Below are 22,938 nucleotides of genomic sequence, written 5' to 3'. Positions count from 1 at the left end.
ACGGCGAAATTTTATTTGGCGGCGGCTTTGTCCCCTGCGTCAAACTGTGCCCTGTAACAATTGCGAGCCCGGCGGCGGACCTGTGATCAGACATCCACCGCGATCCGTCACTCTGGGCTGACGCCGCCGCAACGCGAAAAGAACAATGAAACATCATGACCTCATCCTGGCACTGACCGCCGATTTGCAACCCGTCAGTCCGCACCAAGCGGAGCGCGAATTGACGTTGGCGCTTGGCATCGGCGGCGTCGTATCGCTGGCCGCTCTGGTTGCGACACTCGGCGTCCAGCCGGGTCTGGCGGGACCGGCGCTGGGGCCATTCGCGATGAAGGCTTTATATGGTCTGGCGCTGGCCGGCATCGGCGCGGGCGCGGTCGTGCGCCTGGCCCGGCCGGGGCGCGCCCCCAAGGCCTTGGCGATCCCGTTGGCAGCCACGGCAGCCGGGCTTGCCAGCATCGCAGCCCTTCAGTTGTGGCAGGTTGGTGCTTCGCACTGGTCGGCTTTGGCCGCTGGTTCATCCTGGCCGTGGTGTTCCCTGCGCATAACGGCGCTGGCGCTACCGATCCTGGGCGCCCTGCTGGTCATGCTGCAGCGGCAGGCGCCGGTCAATCCGGGCCGCGCCGGGGTCGTGGCCGGGCTGGCGGCCGGCGGCGTGGCATCCGTCATCTATGGGCTTGCCTGTGCTGAACAGTCGGCAGCGTTCGTCATGATCTGGTATTCGGCAGGCATTGCTGCGGTCAGTGCGATTGGCTGGCTGCTTGGCCCGAAATTGCTGCGCTGGTAGTTTTTTCAGCGGCTGTTGTAACGGCCTTGTGGCCCGCAACGGACAGTATTTTGCCAACCCGGCACCATCATTCATCACCCCAAGGAGAAATAGCATGTCCAATGGTTTCAGCATCGCCGCCGCCGCCGCCGTCGTGGCCGTTGCCAGTATTTCGGGCGTCGCCCATGCCGCTCCGGCGCAAAAGGGTGGCTCGGTTGTCCACTGCTATGGCGTCAACACCTGCAAGGGCACGTCGGATTGCAAGTCCTACGGCCATGACTGCAAGGGCCAGAACGAGTGCAAGGGTCAGGGCTTCAAGGCGCTCTCCACCAAGGCCTGCAAGGCCGCCGGCGGTAGCCTGTCCGAGAAGTAAGCCGCAAGCGTGCGGCCCGGTGGCGTTGATCGCTGCCGGGCCGTTTTCGCGTTTCCGACAGGAGCGACCGATGACGACCAATCAGGTTGCGCGCTTTGCCGGCTTTGGTCTGGGTATGCGCGCGCCGCATTATCCTGCCTTCCTCGACGGTGCGGCCCCAGTCGATTTTGTCGAGGTCATCTCCGAAAACTTCATGGTCGCTGGTGGCCGGCCCCTGCATGTGCTCGATCAGGTTCGGGCCCATTATCCCGTCGCACTGCACGGCGTCTCCATGTCCATCGGCGCGGCCCATGGTCTCGACGGCGATTATCTGGCCCGCTTGAAGGCGCTGGCCGATCGCATCCAGCCGCTGTGGGTATCCGATCATCTGTGCTGGACGGGGATTCAGGGTTTCAACTCCCACGATCTCCTGCCGCTGCCCTATACCGATGAAGCCCTGAAGGTTGCCGCTGCCAACATCACCCAGGCCCAGGATGTGCTCGGCCGCGCCATGCTCATCGAGAATCCGTCAAGCTATCTGACCTATGTTGACGATGCGATGAGCGAATGGGATTTTCTGGCCGCGCTGACCCGGCAAACCGGCTGCTATCTGCTGCTCGACATCAACAATATCTATGTCAGCGGCCGCAACCATGGCTTTGATCCGCAAGCCTATATCAACGCCATTCCCGTCGACCGCGTCCGCCAGATCCATCTCGCCGGGCACAGCGCCGGCCGCGACGGGCTGCTGATCGACACGCATGATCATCCGGTCCCTGATCCGGTGTGGCAGCTTTATGCCGATGCCATCGGCCGTTTCGGCGATGTCGCGGTCATGATCGAACGCGATGATGATATTCCGCCGCTGGACGATCTGCTGGCCGAACTTGAAACCGCCCGCCAATGCGCGCGGCAACCGCTGCCGGCATGAGCCTCGCAGCGCTCCAGCACGAATTTGTTGCCTTTCTGAAAGGCGATGGCCCTGATGTGGCCGGCGTTCGCCCGACCGCCGAGCGCGGTCTGGCCGTCTACCATTATGCCTATCGCGCCGCACTGATCGCGGCGCTGCGCGACACGTTTGAGCGCAGCCATGCCTGGCTGGGCGACAGCGCGTTCGATGAAGCCGCCCGCGCCCACATCGCCGCTGTGCCCCCCAAAAGCTGGACCATGTCCGATTTCGGGCTGGGCTTTGATGCCACGCTCGATCGGCTCTATCCCGACGATGCGGAAGTGGCCGAACTGGCCTGGCTCGACTGGTCGATGCGGCGTGCCTTCGATGGCCCTGATGCGCCGGACCTGGATCGGGCCAGCCTGGCCGATGTCGATTGGGATGCGGCCAGATTCGTGCTGGTGCCAACCTTGGCGATGCGCACCATCGTCACCAATGCGCCGGCATTGTGGAATGCCCTGGCTGAGCCCGGCGAGACACCGCCCGCGGCGCAGCGGCTCGATGCGCCGGCCGCTGTGGCGGTTTGGCGCGACGGTCTGCAGCCGCGGTTCCAATCCATCGCCATGGCAGAGCATGATGCGATCATGATGGCGCACAGGGGCGAAACCTTCGGCGCCATCTGCCGATCCCTGGTGTCGATGGCGCATGACGAAGCAGACGTCGCCACCATGGCCGGCGACATGTTGGGCCGCTGGATTGCGGGCGGACTGCTCACGGCCATTGCCTGAACGCCGCAAGCGCCGGCCTGGTGCTCAATCAGGCGCGAGCAGCGGGTCACTGGCAAAGGCCTTGGCCAGATACTCAACCAGAGCCCGGGTTCGCGCTGCGACGTGCCGCACCGACGGCAGCACGATGGAGATCGGCAAGGGCAGCGGCCGGTGATCCGGCAGAACGACCTCCAGACGGCCGTCTGCCAGCTCGCGTTCAAACAACCAGATCGCATTTACGGCAATGCCGACATCCGCCAGCACGGCCGCCCGCAGGGCATTGGGGCTGTCGGCCCGCATCGTGCCCGTAATGGGCACGGCAAGATCCTCGGAAAATCGCCACTGCATACCGGCGTTGCTCAACGAATAGGCAATACAGTTATGGCCTGCCAAATCGCCGGGCACGCGCGGTCGCCCGCGCGCCTGAAGATAGGCGGGCGATGCCACCGCAACGCGGCGGGCGAGACCGACTTTGCGGGCCACCAGCCGTGTATCGCTCAGATGGCCGACGCGCACGGCAAGATCGAGGTTGTCGGCAACCAGGTTGAGCGCATGGTCAGACAATGTCAGATCGATCTCGATGCCGGGGTTGCTGGCCAGAAAGCCGCTCAGCATCGCCATCAGTCGTCCCTCGACCAGCGATAGCGGCGCCGTGATCCGCAACACGCCGCGTGCAGCGCTGATCCGGCCAACGGCGGCTTCGGCTTCATCGATCGCGGCCAACGCCACAACCGCGCTTTCGTAGAACACGGCGCCTTCATGGCTGAGCACGACAGACCGGGTCGTGCGCTGGATCAGGCGGGTCTGGAGATAAAGTTCCAACGCGGCGACATGTTTGGAAATGGTCGATTGCGTGGCATCCAGCCGCAGGGCAGCTGCCGAAAAGCTGCCGGCATCGGCCACAGCGACAAAACTCTTCATCCAGTTTGTGATATCTGACACGGCGCGCTCTGCTTTCACGCTACACTAATTCCGAATCGGACTATGTTAAAGTCCCCAAGTGGCGATTGACGATCGTGATTCGATAGGTAGCACTGACCACATATGGAAATGCACCAGGTCAGATATTTCTTGGCGATGGCGCGCGTCTTGAATTTCACGCGCGCGGCGGCGGAGTGCAACGTCACCCAGCCCTCGCTGACCAGGGCGATCCAAAAGCTTGAAGAAGAATTTGGCGGCCCGCTTTTTCGCCGTGAGCGGTCACGCACGCACTTGACCGATCTTGGCCGGCTGATGCAGCCGCACCTTGAACGCACCTATGAAGCGGCGATGGGGGCGATGCAACTGGCGCGTGGTGTTGGCAAAACCCAGGTCACGCCTTTGGCATTGGGCGTGTCTTCGGTGATCGATGCCGGCACCTTGAACGAGGTGCTTGCCGAAATTGGCGCCTCGCTGCCGGGCTTCGATCTGTCGATCACCAGCGGCACCTCATGCGATCTGATCGAGCAGGCGCTGAGCGGCACCCTGGACCTGGTGATTGTCGAAGCCCCGGACGACGCACCCGATCGCTTCGAAGCCTGGCCGCTCTATGCGCATGAGTATCGGATGGTGACAAACAGCAATCACCCGCTGGCCGCCAAGGCGCACATCACCCTGGCCGATCTACGCGACGAGGTGTGGGTCGATTGCGGCAGTGATGGCACCATGCGCCTGAAGGCTCTGGCCAGGGATGCCGGCTTCGATCCGGTCCTGCGGCACCACGCGACCAGCGATGGCGACATGCATCGGCTTGTGGAAGCGGGGCTGGGCAGCCTGTTTTCGATCAGGTCACACGGCGACAAGATGGTGGCGCTGCAGATAATGGGCGTCGATACCACCCGTGCCGTTGTCCTGGGCGCCATCGCCGGGCGCCGCCGCTCGGCCGTTGCCGATGCATTTCTCCGCGCGTCGCGGGCACGGAACTGGGACCTGCGATAGGAACTCGGTGCAGCATGGTGCGGCTCATGTCCGAAGACCACACAATGGCTGATCGTCGAGATGGTCAGATCGCTGCCAAAACGGCCAACTACAATCATCAATAACTGCATCAGCGTGCATCGCTCCAGCAGCCGTTTTGCGCGATGCAGAGACGAAGGCTCGAAGAGGTCAAAATCAGCCCGGTTGGAAGCGTCTCTCGCCGCCATGGAGTTGCGGGTGCTCTGGCAAAGCCCCGGAAAGCCGGCCAGAAATCCCGTATCATCCCGAAATGTCCCGGCCAATCCCGGGATGGCTGACTGTGTGGTGCGGCCAAGAAGACTCGAACTTCCACGGCCTTTCGGCCACAACGACCTCAACGTTGCGCGTCTACCAATTCCGCCATGGCCGCACACGATGGAATGGGGCCAGGCCCCTTCGGCAGACGGCGCGGGTAGCAGGGGAGGGCGCGTGGTGCAAGCCCTCCCCCGCCTGCCACGCTCTCAATTATATTTGCGCAGCTCGTTCTTGGCGATCGCCTGGCGGTGCACTTCGTCCGGGCCGTCGGCGAGGCGCAGGGTGCGCTGCCCGGCATAGCCGCTGGCCAGGCCGTAATCTTGGCAGACGCCGCCGCCACCATGGGCCTGGATGGCGTGATCGTGGATCAGGCAGCTCATGTTGGGGGCCACCACCTTGATCATGGCGATCTCATTGGCGGCGCCCTTGTTGCCCACCGTGTCCATCATGTAGGCGGCCTTCAGGGTCAGCAGCCGTGCCTGTTCGATAGCGATGCGCGAATCGGCGATGCGCTCATGCCACAGGCTGTGTTCGGAAATCGGCTTGCCGAAGGCGACACGGCTCTTCAGGCGCTTCACCATTTTTTCCAGCGCACGTTCGGCGGCGCCGATGCTGCGCATGCAATGGTGGATGCGGCCCGGCCCCAAGCGGCCTTGCGCGATTTCAAAGCCGCGGCCTTCGCCAAGCAGCATGTTGCTCACCGGTACGCGGACATTGTCGAGGATCACTTCGAAATGGCCATGCGGGGCGTCATCATAGCCGAACACCGAAAGCGGGCGCAGCTTGGTGATGCCGGGCGTGTCGAGCGGGACCAGCACCTGGCTCTGCTGCTGGTGGCGCGGGGCGGAGGGGTCGGTCTTGCCCATCACGATGGCGATGGAGCAGCGCGGATCGCCCACACCGCTCGACCACCATTTGCGGCCGTTGATCACATATTCATCGCCTTCGCGGCGAATCGAGGTCTCGATGTTGGTGGCGTCGGACGAGGCAACCGCCGGTTCGGTCATCAAGAAGGCAGAGCGGATTTCGCCAGCCATCAACGGCTTCAGCCAGCGCTGCTTCTGTTCCTCGGTGCCATAGGTGCGCAGCACTTCCATGTTGCCGGTGTCGGGCGCCGAGCAGTTGAACACTTCCGATGACCAGCCGGCGCGGCCCATTTCTTCGGCCAGCGGCGCATATTCCAGATTGGTCAGGCCCGGGCCTTTCCATTCGCCCTTGTCGTGATCGCAGATGTTGAGGAACAGGTTCCACAGCCCGGCTTCACGCGCCTTGGGCTTCAGCTCTTCGATGATTGGCAGAACCTTCCAGCGCTCGCCTTCCCGCACTTCCTGGGCGTAACGCTCCTCGTTGGGGAAAATATGCTGATCCATGAAGCCGCGGACCTGTTCGATCAGGCCTTTGGTCTTGTCGCTATATTCGAAAAACATGGATCTTCCCCTTCGGTGGACGCTTGTGTCGGAACAGACGCTGTCACGCCACGCCATGCTTGGCCACTGGCAAAAAGGAAAGAGCGGGCATTTGCGTAGGGCGCAGCGTGTGCGGCCTGCGGCTTCACCGCAGGTTTAGAAGGAAAGATGCAATGTACAATCATGGATCATAGCTCACCCCACAAGTCGCCAGACCCGGCCCGCAGCCGCCTTTCGCCGTGGCTGAAAGGGGTGGGCGTGGTGGCTGGCCTGATGGTCTGCGCCTATGTCTATCAATATGTGACCAGGGGTGCCTTCTGGAAATCGACCTTCGAGCGGGTGGTTTCGGATCGTGCCGGCCGCGACGTGCGGGTGGCGGGTGATTTTCAGCTGTATCTGGCGCCCGACATCCGCTTCCGCGCCGAAGGGCTGACCGTCGCCAATCCGGACTGGGCCGAGGCCGATCAATTTCTTGCCGCACGCCGCATCGCGATCGACGCCCCGATCTGGCAGGCGCTGTTCGGCGATCTCACCCTCAGCCGCGTCAGTGTCGATGGTGCGACGCTGAACCTCGAGCGCCGGGCAGACGGGGCCAACAGCTGGACGTTCGGCGGCGGGCCGCTGGACCTGCCCGACATCCTCCGCGCCGCCGCCACCGACAGCTGCGTCGCGTTGATCGATGCGCCCACGCGCACGCGCATGATGTTCACGCTGGGCACCATTGCCGGCAGTGCCGGCAGCATGGGGGCGGGCGATGGCCAGCGCATCGATGGCCCGCTGCTGTTCGCCGGCACCGGCACCACCAGGGGCGCCGCCGCGCGCATCAGCGGCCGGTTGACCACCCCCAACCAGGCCGTGGCGGGCGGCCGGCTCGGGCTGGAACTGGCTGGCAATGTCGCCCACACCGATATCACCCTCACCGGCACGCTGCCCGGTGCCACGCGGCTGGATGGCGCCGATCTGCGCCTGACGGTGAAGGGCCGCAATCTGGCCGAGCCCGGCCTGTTGTTTGGCGTTCCGTTGCCCGCCACGCGGCCTTATGATCTGGCCGCCAATCTCACCCGGCTGGGCAGCGACTATCGCCTGACCAAATTGAATGGCCGCATCGGGGACAGTGATCTGGCCGGCACGCTTACCGTGATGACGGCGGCGCGCCGCAAGCCAAGGCTGGTCGGCGTACTGCGGTCGAATGTGCTGGATATCAAGGATGTCGGCCCGCTGGTCGGCTATGATCCGGCGCGCATCGAGGCGGGGCGGGGCGTGGTTACCACGGTGGCCGGCCGGCCGCGGCTGTTGCCCGATGCGCCGCTGGCGGTGGACGCGCTGGGGGCCTTTGATGCCGACATCGATTATCGCGCCGAAACGCTGCGCACCGGCAAATTGCCGTTCACCAATCTGCGGCTGCGCCTGGGGCTGGACAATAAATTGCTCAGCCTGTCGCCGCTGGCGTTTGATATCGCCACCGGGCGGCTGATCGCCGAAATTGCCATCGACGCGCGCCAGCCGTCGGTGCGCACCGATTATGATATCCGCCTGACGCAGATACCGCTCGGCAAATTGTTCACCGGCTTCAAGGTGGAGGATGCCGGCACCACGGCGTCCTTGCGCGGTCGGCTGCAGCTGCAAGGCATTGGCAACACGGTGCACGCATCGCTGGCCAGCGCCAATGGTCGCATCGCCTTCGTGGTGCCTACCGGCACGTTGTGGCTGCGCAATATCGAATTGGCGGAGCTGGATCTGCAGAATTTCCTCACCGGGCTGATCGGCAAGCGGCTGAAGGAAAAGCGCGACATCAATTGCGGCATCATCGCCTTCACCGTCACCGGCGGCAAGGCGGTGGCTGATCCGATCCTGATCGATACCAATAAGACGGTGCTGCGCGGCCGCGGCGGTTTCAATTTCGGCGATGAATCACTGGCGATGTCGCTGGAAGGCGACAGCAAGCAGTTCAGTCTGTTTTCCGGCCAATCGCCGATCCGCATCAAGGGCTGGTTCGCCGATCCGTCGATCAATCCGATCTCGGGCGAACTGCTGGCCCGCGGCGCGGCCGGGGTGGCGCTTGGGGTTGCAGCCACCCCGCTGGCGGCGCTGGCGGCGTTCATCGATATCGGCGATGCAAAGGATGTGAACTGCACGCCCATCCTGGCCGCCAAACGCGACACGCCGCGCAGCCGGGCCGCAAACGCCAGGGCGAAGAATTAAGGCGCCAACGAGCAGGCCAGAGCTGTGCCGCAGGCGCAAGATGACGCCGGCTGGGGGGTAAACCCCCGCAGCGAAACCACGGCTTTACCGCTCAGCGCACCCGGCCAGAAGGCCATCTGGCAAAATGCGATAGGCCGGACGGCTTGCCCCGGCTCAGGCGGCCGCTGTCTCGACAGCGCTGCGGCGCTTGATTGTCTCCGTCAGCGTGTCGAGAAGCGCGCGCTGGTAAACTGTGTCGAGGTTGCCTTCGAGCTGCTCCCCCTTCGTCTCAATCACCACGATCCGCTCCCGCTGGGCTTCGTCCCGCAGCGCGCCAATCAGGAAGTCGGGATACCCGCACTTGTCCAGCCACCGCCCATCGCCTGGAATAGCGCAATTCGATTGTTCAATTGGTCGGCCTCAATCTGGATCAGCGACAATTCGGCGCTCAAAAGCGCGCGCTGGGCATCGAGTTGTTCGAGAAATGGCGAATAGCCGGCCCTGAAGCGATTGGTCGCGAGGCGAAGGCCGCCGGCAAGGGCATCGCGCTGCGCTGCGATCGCCATCCGCTGCTCGCTCAGGTGCCGGGCGGCGGCAAGCGCATCCTCGACCTCACGAAACGCGGTAAGCGCAGTCCGTCGATAGGCCCAGGCCGCCTGATCCCGCTGCGCACCTGCCGCTTCGGCTTGCGCGCTCAGGCGGCCGCCCTGGAACAAGGGCGCCAGGATGCTGCCGCCGATCGACCACAGCGCGATCGGATCGCCGATCAGCGACGACAGTGCCGCACCGGCTGACCCCGTCAATCGCACTTGCGGCAAGAAGCGCTTGCGTGCGGCCGCGAGCAGCCGGTCACTTGCCGCCAGCTGCAATTCGGCCTGCGCCACATCGGGGCGCCGGCGCAGCAGTTCCGATGGCAAACCCGCGGGAATATCAGGTTGGACAATCCTGCCCAGCGTGGGCGCCCGCACGATCCCACCCGGCAGATCGCCGACGAGGATGCTCAGCGCATTTTCCTGTCGCAAAATTGCCAGCTGTGCCTGCGGCATGATCTGCAGCGTCGCCTGATATTCGGCTTCGGCCTGGCGCAGTTCGAGCAGTGGCGAGTAGCCGTTGCGGGTGCGTGATTGCGCAATCCGCAGCGCATCTTGCCGTGCATCGAGGGTGCGCCGCGCGACCTCAAGCCGCGCGTCGAGCGCGCGCAGCGTGACATAGGAACTGGCGATGGCGGCGGCGATCCAGAGTCGGGTAGCATCCCGCGCGGCCGCACTGGCCAAAAAGGCGTTGCGCGCCGCCGCCGATTGATCCGCCAGGCGGCCAAACAGGTCGATCTCATAGGCGATCTGGAGCGTCGGTTGCGCGCCAATGGAGTCCTGCGGGGTGCCGAACGGACTGGCCGCGCGCGACGCCGCTGCACCCAGCCCGGCGTCGAGTGTCGGGACGGATTGCGCCCGCGCCAATCGGGCCTGCGCACGCGCTTCGCGCAGCCGTCCGATCGCGATGCCGATATCACTGTTGTTCGCCAGCCCGCGTTCGACGAGTGCGTTCAGCTGCGGATCGCCAAAAGCTTGCCACCATTGCTCATCGACCGCGGCCCCGGTGCTGGTCGTTTCTCGCCATTGCAATGGCGGCGTCACCGGCGCGACGCGCGCCCGTTCGACCGTCGGCCCGGCACAGCCAGCAAGCCCGCAGGCCAGCAGCAGAAGCGTCGCGGGCTTGATCACGGCTGTGTTGCAATCCGCACTTCGACCGATATGCCCGGTCGCAGCCGCGCTGCAGACGCCTGTTCCGGATCGATCGCGATGCGCACCGCGATCCGCTGCGCCACCTTCACGAAATTGCCGGTCGCATTGTCCGGCTTGAGCACAGCGAACTCGGAGCCCGCCGCGGGGGCCATGCTTTCGATCCGGCCCGTCAGCGCCGCGCCACCAAGCGCATCGACCGTGAAGGTCGCACGTTGCCCGACGGCCATCACGCGGGTCTGCGCTTCCTTGAAATTGGCGATGATCCAATTTGTCCGCGGTACCAGAAACATCAGCTGGGTTCCGGCGGTCACGAAGGCACCGCGGCGGACGCCGATCTCACTCAACTGGCCATCGGTTGGCGCGCGGATGATACTGTTGTCGAGATCAATTTGCGCCAACCGCAACTGGGCTTCGGCGGCCTGGACTCCGGCACGCAGCCCCCCACGTCCGACCTGCACCGATCTTATGTCCTGCGCGCCGATCGCCCGCGCCGAACGGGCCTGGGCGAGCGCGGCCTGCGCTTGCAACAAGGCGGCGCGGGTCTGATCGCGTTCGCGTGCAGAGATCGACCCGTCGGCCACCAGGGCGTTGGCGCGCTGCATGTCTGCCTGCGCGCGTGCCAGTTGCGCCTGCGCATTGGCGATGCCTGCGTCCTGCGCGCCCAACGCGGCGGCGCGCGATCGTTCGGCCTGTGCTGCGTTCGCCAGCGTCGCATTCTGCGCGGCGACATTCGCCCGCGCCTGTTCCACCCGTGCACGGTAGATCCGGTCGTCGATCGTGGCGAGGATCTGACCCTGCCTGACCGACGCGAAGTCCACGCCCGGCACCGATGTGACATAGCCGCTGACCTGGGGACTGATGATCGTCACGCTGCCCTTCACATAGGCATTGTCCGTGCGCTCATCTCTGCCCGCGAACGGAAACAGCTGCCACGCATAAAGGACGGCGAGGACGGACAGCAGCGCGGCCGCAACAGCAAGCCACGTCGCCCAGCGTGATCGGGCGGGCGGGCTCCATGTTTCGGGCGCCTGTGTTTTCGCAGTGCCGGTCGGTTCGGCGCTGATGTCATTCATGGCGTGTCACCGCGGCTGAGGGGGGCCTGCATCTGTTGCTGCAGCTGGATGATCGGCGAAATCTCGCCCCGGCGGCGCATCGAAACGCGGATCGCCAGTGTCCAGACAAGGGCAGCGCTGGCGAGCACGCCCACAGCCAGGAACACGTCGTTGAAGGCCAGGATATTCGCCTCGCGTGCGACCTGTCGGCCGAGCAGCACCAGTCCCTGAGCGCTGCGTTGATCGGGATCGGTCACCACCGCGCCGAAAGCACCGCCGCCGCCGCGGATGCGAGCGGCAACCAGCGGATCGGTGAGCACGATGCGCTGGACCAGCTCGTTTGAATGGAATTTTTCGCGCAGCGTCTGGAATGTCCCCAACGCGGCCGAGCCCGCCAGCCCGCCGATGCTCTGGCTCACGCTGAACAACACGACGAAGCTGACCAGGTTTTGCGTGCCGGCAAGCAAGGTGCGCGCCATCCCGATGACCATCGCGGTGCCAAGGAACAGGACCGAGGCAAAGCCGATCATCGCCTGCGTGAGGTAGAAATTGGCGGGACGCGTGAGGTTCGTCGTGCCGGCATCCATGAAGGCCGCGACCGCGATCATCAGGATGGCAACGCCGATCGGCAGGCCAACGTCGTCCGGCCGGAACGTGGCGACCATGACGATCACGCCAGCGACGGAGGCCAACACCACGACGAGATTGAGGGTCAACATCTGTTCGACGCCCATGCCCACGACCGTGAGAAAGCCGACCGAACCGAAGCTTTGTTCAGACAGGAGGATGCGGACCGAGGCGGCGACCAGCATCAGCCGGATGATGGCGCCAGTGCCGAGCCAGCGCGTATTGATCAACGGATTGCGGCGACCATGTTCGACCAGGAGCGCGGCCGTGATCAGCACGATCGCCACTGCGATGGCCAGGCCGATCCACGGCGTTTCGGTCCACCAGCGCAGCCGCCCCTGGCACAGCACCGCGATCACCAGGCACAAGCCCGGCGCAAGCAAACCGAACGTCAGGAAATCAGTCCGCTCGAAGGCCTGTTCGCGCTCGCTGGGCGGCAGCGGCAAAAGGATGACGGCCGCCAGTGTCGCCAGCGCCAGGCCGCATTCGAAGACATAGGTCATCCGCCAATCCCCCCAGGTCAGCAGATCGGGCGACAATACGCGGGCGAGCGGGATGGCAATCTGCGGCACGCTGATGCCGAGCATGATCCCGGCCAGCCGCTTGGGCGCGGGCAGGCCCTGCATGAAATAGAGGATGGTGAGCGTGCTGAGGCCGCTCCCCGCCAGCCCGCTGAGCGCGCGAACCGCCAGTGTCGACCAGAAATCGTGGAGGAACAGGTGCGCGACCGTCGCGAGCACATAGGCCCCGAGAATGTAGCGGATGAACGGCTGCAAGCCGAACTGCTGGCGATACTTGATCAGCAGCAGATTGGCGGTGACATTGGTCATGTAATAGGCCGCGAGCAGCCAGGCCCCCTGGTCGGGCGAGAGGCCCAGCGTGCCCTGGACGAACGGCAGGTTGGCAGTGACGAACGCACTGCCGAGGCCGCCCGTGATCCCGATCAGGATCGCGGCCAGAAGATAGAGGATCCGGCGGTGCGCGGGATGATCGGGATTTGCCGGCGAGCCTGGCAGGGTTGGTCGCTCGTGCGGCTTGAACACATAAACGGGTACGGCACTGCTCACGATCAGGTGTGCCTTTGGTTGTGGTACGCTGGAGAAACACCGGCCCTCGGGTCTGGTTCCGCTTTCAGTTCAGGAAACTGGCCTGCAAGAAATGACATTGCGGAGCCGGTGGCCTGACGTCCACAGAACCGGAAATTGCGCAGGGCGAAGAGGAGCAGCTTCAACCCTTGTCGTCAGCAATAGTTCCGAACATTCAAAACGCAGAAAATTGTCATAAAGCTGAGTATTTTCCGAGTCTGCTGGCGCGTGACTCTTCGCTGTTAGGCTTTTTCTCTACCTTAGAAATTCGTGCATTTGTTATAGATCAAATGCTTTGATCATCTGGGGCGCAGAATGATTTCAGATCGTGGCAAGGTCATTGATTGATGAGCAAATATTATTTCGTCGGAAGTGGCATTGCATCATTGGCGGGTGCGGTCATCCTCATTCGCGATGGGGGTGTTTCCGGCAATGACATCGTGATCTTCGAGGAGAGCCATGCGTTCGGCGGTGCGTTCGATGCCCATGGCGATGCCGAAAACGGCTATTTCATGAGCGGCAGTCGCATGTTCGAAGCGATGTATCAGTGCACCTTCGATCTGATGGCGTCGATCCCATCCGTCAGCAATCCCAATATCTCGGTGAAGGAAGAGACCGATCAGGCCAACGCCAGATTGCCGTGGCACAACAAGGTTCGGCTGGTTGACCGCGACGGCCATGTGCCCGATTTTCACACCCTGGGATTTTCGGAGCGCGACCGGATCGATCTCGTCAAGATCATCGCCGAACCGGAATTCATGCTCGATGGCAAGCGCATTACCGACTGTTTCGGCGCGCATTTTTTCGAAACCAACTTCTGGATGGAATGGTGCACGCTGTTTGCCTTTGAACGCTGGCACAGTGCGATCGAGTTCAAGCGCTATCTGCAGCGCTTCATCCACCATTTTTCGACGATCGATACGCAGGAAGGTATCTACCGGAGCCTTTACAACCAGTATGACAGTTTCATCGTGCCGATGGTGCGTTGGCTGAAGGATCGCGAGGTCGATTTCCGGTCCGGTGTGCGCGTCAATGATCTGGGCTTCGCGTCCGACAGCAAGCTGATCACGGTAATCGGGATCGATATCACCACGGCGGGCGTTGCCGACCGCATCGATGTCGACCCGACCGATCTGGTTTTTGTCACCAACGGCTCGATGACCGCCGACAAGACGTTCGGATCGATGACGACGCCGGCGCCGTTTGATCGCAGCGGCAAATCCGGCGCCTGGCAATTGTGGGAAACCCTTGCCGAAGGTCGGCCGCAATTCGGCAATCCTTTGGCGTTCAATGGCGTGATCGCGGAATCGTCGTGGATTTCCTATACGGTCACCGTCAAGGAGCCGCTGTTCTTCGAGCTGATGGAAAAATTCAGCGGGCAACCTGCCGGTGCTGGCGGTTTGATCACCTTCAAGGATTCCAACTGGCTGATCACCATTTCGATCTATCACCAGCCGTTCTTCGTCGGGCAACCCGAAGGGGTCTTTGTCTGGTGGGGTTATGGCCTGTTCCATGACCGGCCCGGCGATTACGTCAAGAAACCGATGATCGCGTGCACCGGCGCCGAAATCCTGGAGGAGGTGCTCGGCCATCTGCACTTTGCGCAAGGCGATACCGCTGCGATCATGGCAGCATCGAACTGCATTCCCTGCACCATGCCTTACATCACCAGCCAGTTCATGGTGAGAACCGGCAAGGACCGGCCAAAGGTGGTTCCCGATGGATCGACCAACCTCGCCTTCATGGGCCAATATGCCGAACAACCCGACGACGTGGTGTTCACTGTCGAATATTCGGTCAGGTGCGCGATGACGGCGGTGTACACGCTGCTCAAGCTCGATAAGCAGCCGCCGCCCGTCTACAAGGGCCTGCACAGCCCGCAGGTCATCGTTGACGCGATCCGCACCATGCATCGCTGATCGGGGGCCACAAGCCGATGAACGATCGAGCCCCGGTCAGCGCACTGCCATTCGATCGAGCCGGTCTCGACACCGCCGCTGTCGACGCGGCGCTGGCGGCGCATGGCCCGAACGCGCTCGCCAAGACCGGCCGGCGATCGGTCATCGGGATTGCCGGCGAGGTGGTGCGCGAACCGATGCTGGCCTTGCTGCTGGCCGGCGGTCTTGCTTATCTTCTGCTGGGCAATCTGGCGGAAGCGCTGATCCTGCTGGGCTTTGCCACCTTTTCCGTGGGCGTTACCGTGGTGCAGGAAGCCCGCACCGAACATGTCCTCGACACCTTGCGCGATTTGTCGGCACCGCGCGCGTTGGTTGTCCGCAATGGGATGCGCGTTCGCATCGCCGGGCGCGATGTCGTCACCGGCGACCTGCTTGTGCTCGAACAGGGCGACAGGGTGGCAGCGGACGCGACCCTGCACGAAGCCAGCGACTTGCAGATCGACGAATCATTGCTCAGCGGTGAATCGCTGCCGGTCACCAAGCTTGCGTTGGCCGCGGCGGACCCGGGCGCCGATCATCGTCCGGGCGGCGATGCGCAGCCCTTTGTCTATTCGGGCTCGCTTGTCGTCCGGGGCAATGGCCTGGCCATTGTAAGCGCGACCGGCGCGCGCAGCGAGATCGGCAAGATCGGTGCCTCGCTGGCGACGCTCGATAGCGAAGCACCGCGCTTGCGTGCGGAAACGGCGCGGATCGTCAAGCTGTGTGCGCTGGGCGGGAGTGCGTTCGCCCTGGCGGTGGTGCTGCTTTACGGGCTGCTGCGCGGCGGCTGGATCGATGCCGTTCTGGCCGGCATTGCCATCGGCATGTCGATGCTGCCCGAAGAGTTCCCGGTCGTCCTCACCATATTCCTCGCCATGGGTGCGTGGCGGATCGGCCAGGCCGGGGTGCTGACCCGCCGGGCAGCAGCCATCGAGACGCTGGGCGCGGCCACCGTGTTGTGCACCGACAAGACCGGCACGTTGACCGAAAACCGCATGCAGGTTGCCGAAGTCTGGTTGCCAACCGGCGAGGCGATGAAACTTGTACCCGACGCGCCTTTGCCCAAGGAATTTGCGCCCATCATCGGCACCAGCGTGCGGGCCAGCGCCATCGATCCGGTGGACCCGATGGAGGTTGCGATCATCGCCGTGCCAGGTGCCCTGCCCGCAGATGCGGGGGCACAACTGGTTCACGCCTATGGTCTGCGGCCGGAATTGCTGGCGATGGCCAATGTCTGGAAGGCTGCCGGGGCGCCCGGTGACTACAACGTGTCTGCAAAGGGCGCGCCCGAAGCGATCGCGAACTTGTGCCGATTGAATCCGGCACAGCAGGCCGCAATGATGGCTGGTGTGGAGGCGATGGCATCGCGCGGCATTCGGGTGCTGGGGGTGGCCGAAGCGAGGACGTCGAGTTCCGACTGGCCTGAAACCATGCGGGCATTTGCCTTCACGCTAACGGGCCTTGTCGGCCTCGCCGATCCGTTGCGTGCCAGTGTGCCCGCGGCGCTGGAGCAATGTCGGTCGGCGGGAATCAGGGTGGTGATGATTACCGGCGACCATGCCGCCACCGCGCGCGCCATCGCTGCGCAGGCGGGGATCGCCGCCGGCGATGTGCTGACCGGCGCCGATCTTGAAGCGTTGGACAACACACAATTGGCGGAGCGGCTGAAGACGGTGACGGTCTTTGCGCGGATCATGCCCGAACAGAAATTGCGCATCGTCACGGCCTTCAAGGCGCGCGGCGAGATCGTCGCGATGACCGGTGATGGCGTCAACGACGCGCCATCGCTGAAATCGGCGCACATCGGAATTGCCATGGGCAAGCGCGGCACCGATGTCGCGCGCGAAGCATCGGCAATTGTCCTGCTCGACGATGATTTCGGCGCGATCGTGACGGCGATCGGGCTGGGGCGGCGCATTTATGACAATATCCGCAAGGCGATGGCGTTCATCTTCGCCGTGCATGTCCCGATTGCCGGCCTGGCGCTGTTGCCTTTGGTGATGGGCCTGCCCCTGTTGTTCGGGCCGATCCACATCGCCTTGCTCGAAATGGTGATCGACCCTGTCTGCGCGCTGGTTTTTGAAGCGGAAAACGCCGAACAGGACATCATGCGTCGGCCACCGCGCGCTGCGGACGAGCGGTTGTTCTCGTGGCGGATGATCGGCTGGAGCGTGTTGCAGGGTGTGATCGCCTTCGTCCTGCTGGCAACGCTGTTCCTTGTCGCGAGCTACCGCGCCATGCCCGAAGGCGAGGTGCGCGCGCTGACATTCTTTGCATTGATCGCGATGATCCTGGCGCTCATCCTCGTCAATCGTTCGTTCAGCACCTCGCTGCGCGACGCGTTGGGCCAGAAAAACCGGGCGCTCGCCCTGGTGTTTGCCGCGATCTCGCTGGTTGCCGCCACCATCCTGCTCGTCCCGGCAGTGCAGACGATCCTGCGCTTCCAGCATTTGCGTGGGGCTGATCTTGCGGTCGCAGCCGGGCTTGGCGGGTTGCTGTTCCTGGCGCTTGAAATCCTCAAACCCTTTGCCAATCGCGCGATCCTGGCGCCAGCGATCAGTTCGTCCAACCCGGTCGCCGCGTGACGACGACTGGCAGGATAGCGGTCCCCGATGGCAGCATCCTCACGCTGAACGGCGGTTCTTCTAGCATCAAATTCGCGCTTTTTGCGGGCGTCGGCCCGGACCGCGTCTGGTCCGGCGCAATCGACCGCATCGGGCCGCACGCGCGGCTGCGTTCAGGCACGCGGCACATGGAGGAAGCGGCGGTATCCGCCGCCGATCATGCCGCTGCCATCGCGACGCTTCTGGCCCATATCGCCAAGGCCCTTGGGCATTGCCGGCCGATCGCCATCGGGCATCGCATCGTGCATGGCGGTCCTGATTTCGTTGCCGCACACCTGCTCGACCCCGAAACCGTCGCCGCCTTGCGCCGGCTGGCGCCGCTCGATCCCGATCATATGCCGCCCGAACTCGCGCTGGTGGAAGCGGCTGCGCGCTGTTTCCCCGGCATCCCCCAGATTGGCTGTTTCGACACCGGCTTCCACCACGATCTGCCGCCGGTGGCGCAAAGACTGACCATCCCGCGCCGCTATCAGCACGGCCTGGTGCGGCGCTATGGCTTTCACGGTCTGTCATATGAGTATCTGATGCACGCGCTGCGCCGGCTGGCGGGTTCAGGCGCTGCCGATGGCCGGATCATCCTCGCGCATCTGGGCAGCGGCAGCAGCCTTTCGGCGGTCCATCATGGCCGGCCTGTGGACACCAGCATGGGCTTCACTCCGGCGTCGGGCGTGATGATGGCGACACGTTCGGGCGATATCGATCCCGGCCTGGGCCGCTATCTGGCGGGCAGCAACGCACTGACGCAGGCACAATTCCACCACATGCTCAATTTTGAATCGGGGCTGCTGGGCATTTCGGAAACCAGCGGCGACATGCACGAACTGCTGGCCAGCGCGCCCACGGACCATCGCGCTGCCGAAGCGATCGAATTATACACGTATCTCGTGAAGCAGCGGATCGGGGCGTTCGCAGCGACGCTGGGTGGGCTCGACACGCTGGTTTTTGCCGGCGGCATCGGCGAGCATGCCCCAGCCATTCGGGCAGCGATTTGCGATGGCCTTGGTTTTCTTGGCATCAGCATCGATGCGGCGCGGAACACGGCCGGCGCGTCGGTGATATCCGCCGACCACGCCGCTGCAACCGTCCGCGTTATCGCGACCGACGAGGAAATCATGATCGCGCGCCTGGTCCGTAACTTCACCGCACCCGCGCAAATGACGGTGTAGTTTCCGACCCTGCTGACAGCAACGCTGCGCGGCTAACCTTCATATTCGCTGCGAGACAGGACCACCGCCATGCAACCGCCGACAGCCATTATCGCGGCGGCTGGAGCCAATCCGGCAGCAACCGCCGCGCTGGCCCACGACGAGCTTCGCCGCATCGATGAATATTGGCGCGCCGCAAACTATCTTTCCGTCGGCCAGCTTTATCTTTGGGACAACCCGATGCTGCGGCGGCCGTTGACGCTTGCCGATATCAAGCCGCTGCTTGTCGGCCATTGGGGCACCACGCCCGGTCAGAATTTCATTTATGCGCACCTGAACCGCGTGATCTGCAGCCACGACCTTGACATGCTCTATGTCGCCGGACCCGGCCACGGTGGCCCGGCCTTGGTTGCCAACACTTGGCTGGAAGGCAGTTACAGCGAAATCTATCCTGACATCAGCACCGACGAAGCCGGCATGACGAAACTGTTTCGGCAGTTTTCGTTTCCCGGCGGCATCTCCAGCCACGTGGCGCCGTCAACGCCTGGCTCCATCCACGAAGGCGGTGAGCTTGGCTATTCGCTGGCCCATGCCTTTGGCGCCGTGCTCGACAATCCTGGCCTCATTGTGGCGTGCGTCGTCGGCGATGGCGAAGCCGAGACCGGTCCGCTGGCTGCCGCATGGCTATCGACCAATATGCTCAGTCCGGTTGGCGATGGCGCCGTGTTGCCGATCCTGCATCTCAATGGCTGGAAGATCAGCAATCCGACGCTGCTGGCCCGCATGCCGCCCACCCAGCTCGACCAGTATCTGCGCGGGCTCGGCTGGGCCCCGCATTATGTGGAAGGCGACGACCCGGCGCTGATGCACAACCGCATGGCAATGGTGCTCGACACGGTCATTGCGGATATTCACCGGATTCAGGCCGCTGCCCGGGCGGGTGAAACAACAGCCCGGCCATGCTGGCCGATGATCGTGCTGCGTTCGCCCAAGGGCTGGACCGGCCCGGAAACCATCGATGGCCAGACGGTCGAGGGCAGTTTTCGTTCGCACCAGATCCCGATCAGCATCGATCCGGCGCACCCGGATCATCTCAGCATTCTCGAACATTGGTTGAAAAGCTATGGGGCCGATGCGCTGTTCGATGCAGGCGGCCGCCTGCGCCCCGATCTCGCTGCGCTCGCGCCCAAAGGCAATCGCCGCATGGGCGCCAATCCCCATGCCAATGGCGGGCTGCTGCTGCACGACCTGACCATGCCCGATTTCCGCGATCACGCCGTCGCGGTGCCGGCGCCGGGCGCGGTCACCGCGCAGGACACGCTCATCCTTGGCCACTTCCTGCGTGACATCATCGAACGCAATGCGGACCGGCGCAATTTCCGCATCTTCGGCCCCGACGAGACCCTCTCCAACTTGCTCGGCGCGGTGTTCGAGGTGACCGACCGGCAATGGGATGCGGCAACGATCAGCGCGGATGAATATCTCGCACCCCAGGGCCGTGTCGTTGATTCCATGCTCAGCGAACATTGCTGTCAGGGTTGGCTCGAAGGCTATTTGCTGACTGGCCGTCACGGCCTGTTCAACAGCTATGAAGCCTTTGTCCGCATCGTCGATTCAATGGCCAGCCAGCACATGAAATGGTTGAAGGTCACCGCCGAACTGCCATGGCGCCGCGAGATTGCCTCGCTCAATTACCTGCTTGCTTCGCATGTCTGGCAGCAGGATCACAACGGCTATACCCATCAGGATCCCGGCTTCATCGACCATATCGCCGCCAAGAAGGCGAGCATCGCCCGCATCTATCTGCCGCCCGACGCCAACTGCCTGTTGGCCGTCATGGATCACTGCCTGCGCAGCCGTCACCGCGTGAACGTTGTCGTCGCCGGCAAGCACGCGATGCCGCAGTGGCTGACGATCACGGATGCGGTGCGCCATTGCCAGGACGGCATCGGCATCTGGCAATGGGCGAGCTGCGCTGCACACGCCCGGCCCGATGCCATCATGGCCTGCTGTGGTGACACGCCGACGCTTGAAGTCCTCGCCGCCGTTTCCATCCTGCGCGCGGCCCTGCCGGAGGTGCAGATCCGGGTCATCAACATCGTCGATCTGATGAAGCTGCGGCCTGCGGCGGACCATCCGCATGGGCTGGACGATGTCGAATATGACGCACTGTTCACGCGCGATACGCCGATCATTTTCGCTTTCCATGGCTATCCGGCGCTGATCCACAGCCTGACCCATGCGCGCGCCAACCGCAATCTTCAGGTCCACGGTTACGAGGAGGAAGGCACCGTCACGACGGCGTTCGACATGCGCGTCCAGAATGCGATCGATCGGTTCCATCTGGTGCAGGACGTCATCGATCAGCTGCCACAGTTGGGGACCCGCGGCGCCGATCTGAAACGGGTGATGGCCGGCCGGCTGGCCGAGCATCACGGCCATATCCGCCGCCATGGCGAAGACATGCCTGAAATCCGGAACTGGCGTTGGGATGCCATGTCATGAGTTCTTGCCGACCTCGTCGAAACGGCGCGCAGCCTTGCTGGCTATGGCCGGGGCATCCTCGCGATGGACGAAAGCATCGCGACGATGGACCGCCGCCTGGCCGCAGCCGGGATTGCGCCGACCGTGGCCTCCCGCCTGGCCTGGCGCGACCTGCTGATCACCACCCCTGATCTGCATGTGGACATCAGTGGCGTCATCCTTTGCGATGAAACCATCCACCAGCACGCGACCGACGGGACCGCGTTCACCGCCGTGCTGGCGGCGCAGAATATCATCACTGGCATCAAGGTTGACACCGGTGCCCGGCCATTGGCCCTTCACCAGGGCGAAACGGTGACCGAGGGCCTCGATGGCCTGCGCGCGCGTCTGGCGCATTATGCCAGCCTTGGCGCCCGCTTCGCAAAATGGCGGGCCGTGCTGGCGCTGGGGCCGGCGCTGCCGAGCGCCGGGGGAATCGATGCCAACGCGCATGCACTGGCGCGGTTCGCCGCGCTTGCTCAGGAATGTGGCCTTGTTCCGGTGGTCGAGCCGGAACTGATCATGGCCGGTGACATGCCGCTTGCGCACAGTGAAGCTGCCACCGAGGCGGTTCTGCAGGGCGTGTTTGCCGCGCTGCATGCGCAAAATGTTGCGCTCGAAGCCATGGTCCTCAAGCCCAACATGGTGCTGCCCGGCCGTGACTGGTCAGGCCAGGTCTCGCCCCATGATATCGCCACGGCAACGCTTGACTGTCTGCTGCGCACCGTTCCGGCTGCAGTGGCAGGCATTGCATTTCTTTCCGGCGGGCAGGCCGGCCCGCTCGCGTGCGCACGGCTGAACGCCATCAATGGCTGCCAGGGCCTCGATCGCGCCTGCCCGCCGTGGCCGTTGGTGTTTTCGTTCGGCCGGGCGCTGCAACAACCCGCAATCGACATCTGGCAAGGCAAGGCCGAAAACCGCGGCGCGGCGCAGGCGGCGCTCCGCCATCGCACCCGCTGCAGCCACGCCGCCATCCATGGCCAATATTCCGACGCGGTGGAAGCCGACCCGGCGTGAGCGCTGCCACGATCACCTTGATCCGACACGGTCAGACGGCGTGGTCCTTGTCTGGCCAGCACACCGGGATCACCGATATCCCGTTGACCCCGGCCGGCACGCAGGAGGCAGCGACACTGGCCCCATATTTGCCGCGGGATCGCCATGCCGCCGTGTTGACCAGTCCGCTGCTGCGCGCGCGCCAGACCTGCACATTTGCCGGCCTGGGTGACGCTGCGACCATCGAACCTGATCTGATCGAATGGAATTATGGCGACTATGAAGGCCGGCTTTCGGCTGACATCCGCCGCGAGCGCCCTGGCTGGGTGATTTTCCGCGACGGCTGCCCCGGCGGCGAATCCCCGGCAGACATTGCTGCCCGTGCCGATCGCGTGATTGCCAGGCTCTGCCGGCAGGGCGGCCGCATCGCCCTGTTCAGTCACGGCCAGTTCGCTTCCAGCCTTGCCGCCCGCTGGATCGGACTCGACATCATCGACGCCGAACATCTCGCGCTGGACACGGCGTCCATCAGCATCCTGGGCCACAGCCATAGCCGGCCGGAAACCCATGTCATCGCCTTGTGGAATTTTGTGCCCCGCCATGTGGCCGGGCCAGCGGGCCAGGCTTGATCGCGCCAAAGCGTAGATTCCGACGCTGCC

The 22,938-nt window shown here is 63.9% G+C and carries 17 protein-coding genes, 1 tRNA gene and 2 pseudogenes; 13 read left to right on the top strand and 7 right to left on the bottom strand.

Annotated elements, in window-relative coordinates:
* Positions 1–145 precede the first annotated feature (145 nt).
* From AC6UUM_RS15215 to AC6UUM_RS15200, 4 genes are all read left to right on the top strand, one after another.
* The gene (locus AC6UUM_RS15215; protein ID WP_500803087.1) at positions 146–784 is read left to right on the top strand and encodes an NrsF family protein; all 639 of its coding nucleotides are present in this window, start codon (positions 146–148) and stop codon (positions 782–784) included.
* Between the two features lie 94 nt (positions 785–878).
* A complete protein-coding gene (bufA2, locus tag AC6UUM_RS15210) occupies positions 879–1,136 on the top strand; it encodes a BufA2 family periplasmic bufferin-type metallophore (RefSeq protein WP_500803086.1) in 258 nt (85 codons plus the stop codon).
* Positions 1,137–1,206: 70 nt separating this feature from the next.
* Positions 1,207–2,046 (top strand): MNIO family bufferin maturase, encoded by an 840-nt coding sequence (gene bufB, locus AC6UUM_RS15205; protein WP_500803085.1) that lies wholly within the window; start codon positions 1,207–1,209, stop codon positions 2,044–2,046.
* A complete protein-coding gene (locus AC6UUM_RS15200) occupies positions 2,019–2,792 on the top strand; it encodes an HvfC/BufC family peptide modification chaperone (RefSeq protein WP_500803084.1) in 774 nt (257 codons plus the stop codon). The genes bufB and AC6UUM_RS15200 overlap by 28 nt, the downstream gene beginning before the upstream one ends.
* Positions 2,793–2,816: 24 nt before the next feature.
* Here AC6UUM_RS15200 and AC6UUM_RS15195 read toward each other — a convergent pair whose 3' ends face one another.
* A complete protein-coding gene (locus tag AC6UUM_RS15195) occupies positions 2,817–3,713 on the bottom strand; it encodes a LysR family transcriptional regulator (protein ID WP_500803083.1) in 897 nt (298 codons plus the stop codon).
* 102 nt (positions 3,714–3,815) lie between these two features.
* Between AC6UUM_RS15195 and AC6UUM_RS15190 the strand changes: the two are divergent.
* Positions 3,816–3,989, top strand: a pseudogene (locus tag AC6UUM_RS15190) (LysR family transcriptional regulator); the annotation flags it as partial.
* 15 nt (positions 3,990–4,004) lie between these two features.
* Positions 4,005–4,688, top strand: coding sequence for a LysR family transcriptional regulator substrate-binding protein (locus AC6UUM_RS15185; RefSeq protein ID WP_500804991.1), 684 nt, complete (start codon positions 4,005–4,007; stop codon positions 4,686–4,688).
* Positions 4,689–4,989: 301 nt separating this feature from the next.
* Here AC6UUM_RS15185 and AC6UUM_RS15180 read toward each other — a convergent pair.
* Together AC6UUM_RS15180 and AC6UUM_RS15175 are read right to left on the bottom strand one after the other, a co-directional pair.
* A tRNA-Leu gene (locus AC6UUM_RS15180) sits at positions 4,990–5,076 on the bottom strand.
* A 91-nt stretch (positions 5,077–5,167) separates the two neighbouring features.
* On the bottom strand, positions 5,168–6,388 hold the full coding sequence (locus tag AC6UUM_RS15175; protein WP_500803082.1) for an acyl-CoA dehydrogenase family protein: 1,221 nt from the start codon (positions 6,386–6,388) through the stop codon (positions 5,168–5,170).
* Positions 6,389–6,550: 162 nt separating this feature from the next.
* On the opposite strand from AC6UUM_RS15175, the gene AC6UUM_RS15170 reads away from it, so the two are divergent.
* Entirely contained in the window at positions 6,551–8,569 is a 2,019-nt protein-coding gene (locus tag AC6UUM_RS15170; protein WP_500803081.1) for an AsmA family protein, read from the top strand.
* A 153-nt stretch (positions 8,570–8,722) separates the two neighbouring features.
* Here AC6UUM_RS15170 and AC6UUM_RS15165 read toward each other — a convergent pair whose 3' ends face one another.
* From AC6UUM_RS15165 to AC6UUM_RS15150, 4 genes are read right to left on the bottom strand one after another with little or no spacing between them, the layout of a single operon-like run.
* A complete protein-coding gene (locus AC6UUM_RS15165; protein WP_500803080.1) occupies positions 8,723–8,845 on the bottom strand; it encodes a hypothetical protein in 123 nt (40 codons plus the stop codon).
* Between the two features lie 41 nt (positions 8,846–8,886).
* Positions 8,887–10,269, bottom strand: a complete 1,383-nt coding sequence (locus tag AC6UUM_RS15160) for an efflux transporter outer membrane subunit (protein WP_500803079.1) — start codon at positions 10,267–10,269, stop codon at positions 8,887–8,889.
* Positions 10,266–11,363 carry an HlyD family secretion protein gene (locus AC6UUM_RS15155; RefSeq protein ID WP_500803078.1) on the bottom strand — a complete coding sequence of 366 codons (1,098 nt, stop codon included), beginning with the start codon at positions 11,361–11,363 and terminating at the stop codon, positions 10,266–10,268. Before AC6UUM_RS15155 ends, AC6UUM_RS15160 begins: the two co-directional genes overlap by 4 nt.
* Entirely contained in the window at positions 11,360–13,036 is a 1,677-nt protein-coding gene (locus tag AC6UUM_RS15150; RefSeq protein WP_500803077.1) for an MFS transporter, read from the bottom strand. Before AC6UUM_RS15150 ends, AC6UUM_RS15155 begins: the two co-directional genes overlap by 4 nt.
* 365 nt (positions 13,037–13,401) lie before the next feature.
* Here AC6UUM_RS15150 and AC6UUM_RS15145 point away from each other — a divergent pair, with 365 nt between their 5' ends.
* The 6 genes and pseudogenes from AC6UUM_RS15145 to AC6UUM_RS15120 all read left to right on the top strand — a co-directional run bounded on the left by AC6UUM_RS15145 (position 13,402) and on the right by AC6UUM_RS15120 (position 22,908).
* Positions 13,402–14,973, top strand: coding sequence for an oleate hydratase (locus AC6UUM_RS15145; protein WP_500803076.1), 1,572 nt, complete (start codon positions 13,402–13,404; stop codon positions 14,971–14,973).
* Between the two features lie 17 nt (positions 14,974–14,990).
* Positions 14,991–17,576, top strand: a complete 2,586-nt coding sequence (locus tag AC6UUM_RS15140; protein ID WP_500803075.1) for a cation-translocating P-type ATPase — start codon at positions 14,991–14,993, stop codon at positions 17,574–17,576.
* Positions 17,573–18,781, top strand: coding sequence for an acetate/propionate family kinase (locus AC6UUM_RS15135; protein WP_500803074.1), 1,209 nt, complete (start codon positions 17,573–17,575; stop codon positions 18,779–18,781). The genes AC6UUM_RS15140 and AC6UUM_RS15135 overlap by 4 nt, the downstream gene beginning before the upstream one ends.
* A 69-nt stretch (positions 18,782–18,850) precedes the next feature.
* Entirely contained in the window at positions 18,851–21,265 is a 2,415-nt protein-coding gene (locus AC6UUM_RS15130; protein ID WP_500803073.1) for a phosphoketolase family protein, read from the top strand.
* Positions 21,266–21,286: 21 nt separating this feature from the next.
* Positions 21,287–22,300: pseudogene (locus AC6UUM_RS15125) on the top strand (class I fructose-bisphosphate aldolase); the annotation flags it as partial.
* The gene (locus AC6UUM_RS15120; protein WP_500803072.1) at positions 22,297–22,908 is read left to right on the top strand and encodes a histidine phosphatase family protein; all 612 of its coding nucleotides are present in this window, start codon (positions 22,297–22,299) and stop codon (positions 22,906–22,908) included. The pseudogene AC6UUM_RS15125 and the gene AC6UUM_RS15120, both read left to right, overlap by 4 nt.
* Positions 22,909–22,938: the final 30 nt, after the last annotated feature.

It is taken from the genome of Sandarakinorhabdus sp. (genome assembly GCF_987265915.1).
This window is presented reverse-complemented; position numbering and strand designations above follow the sequence as displayed.

Excerpts from the sequence above, each read along its gene's own strand:
- bufB (WP_500803085.1), top strand. The coding sequence starts at position 1,207 with ATGACGACCAATCAGGTTGCGCGCTTTGCCGGCTTTGGTCTGGGTATG.
- AC6UUM_RS15130 (WP_500803073.1), top strand. The coding sequence starts at position 18,851 with ATGCAACCGCCGACAGCCATTATCGCGGCGGCTGGAGCCAATCCGGCA.
- AC6UUM_RS15185 (WP_500804991.1), top strand. The coding sequence starts at position 4,005 with ATGCAGCCGCACCTTGAACGCACCTATGAAGCGGCGATGGGGGCGATG.
- AC6UUM_RS15170 (WP_500803081.1), top strand. The coding sequence starts at position 6,551 with ATGGATCATAGCTCACCCCACAAGTCGCCAGACCCGGCCCGCAGCCGC.
- AC6UUM_RS15155 (WP_500803078.1), bottom strand. The coding sequence starts at position 11,363 with ATGAATGACATCAGCGCCGAACCGACCGGCACTGCGAAAACACAGGCG.
- AC6UUM_RS15145 (WP_500803076.1), top strand. The coding sequence starts at position 13,402 with ATGAGCAAATATTATTTCGTCGGAAGTGGCATTGCATCATTGGCGGGT.
- AC6UUM_RS15200 (WP_500803084.1), top strand. The coding sequence starts at position 2,019 with ATGCGCGCGGCAACCGCTGCCGGCATGAGCCTCGCAGCGCTCCAGCAC.
- AC6UUM_RS15140 (WP_500803075.1), top strand. The coding sequence starts at position 14,991 with ATGAACGATCGAGCCCCGGTCAGCGCACTGCCATTCGATCGAGCCGGT.
- AC6UUM_RS15215 (WP_500803087.1), top strand. The coding sequence starts at position 146 with ATGAAACATCATGACCTCATCCTGGCACTGACCGCCGATTTGCAACCC.
- AC6UUM_RS15175 (WP_500803082.1), bottom strand. The coding sequence starts at position 6,388 with ATGTTTTTCGAATATAGCGACAAGACCAAAGGCCTGATCGAACAGGTC.
- bufA2 (WP_500803086.1), top strand. The coding sequence starts at position 879 with ATGTCCAATGGTTTCAGCATCGCCGCCGCCGCCGCCGTCGTGGCCGTT.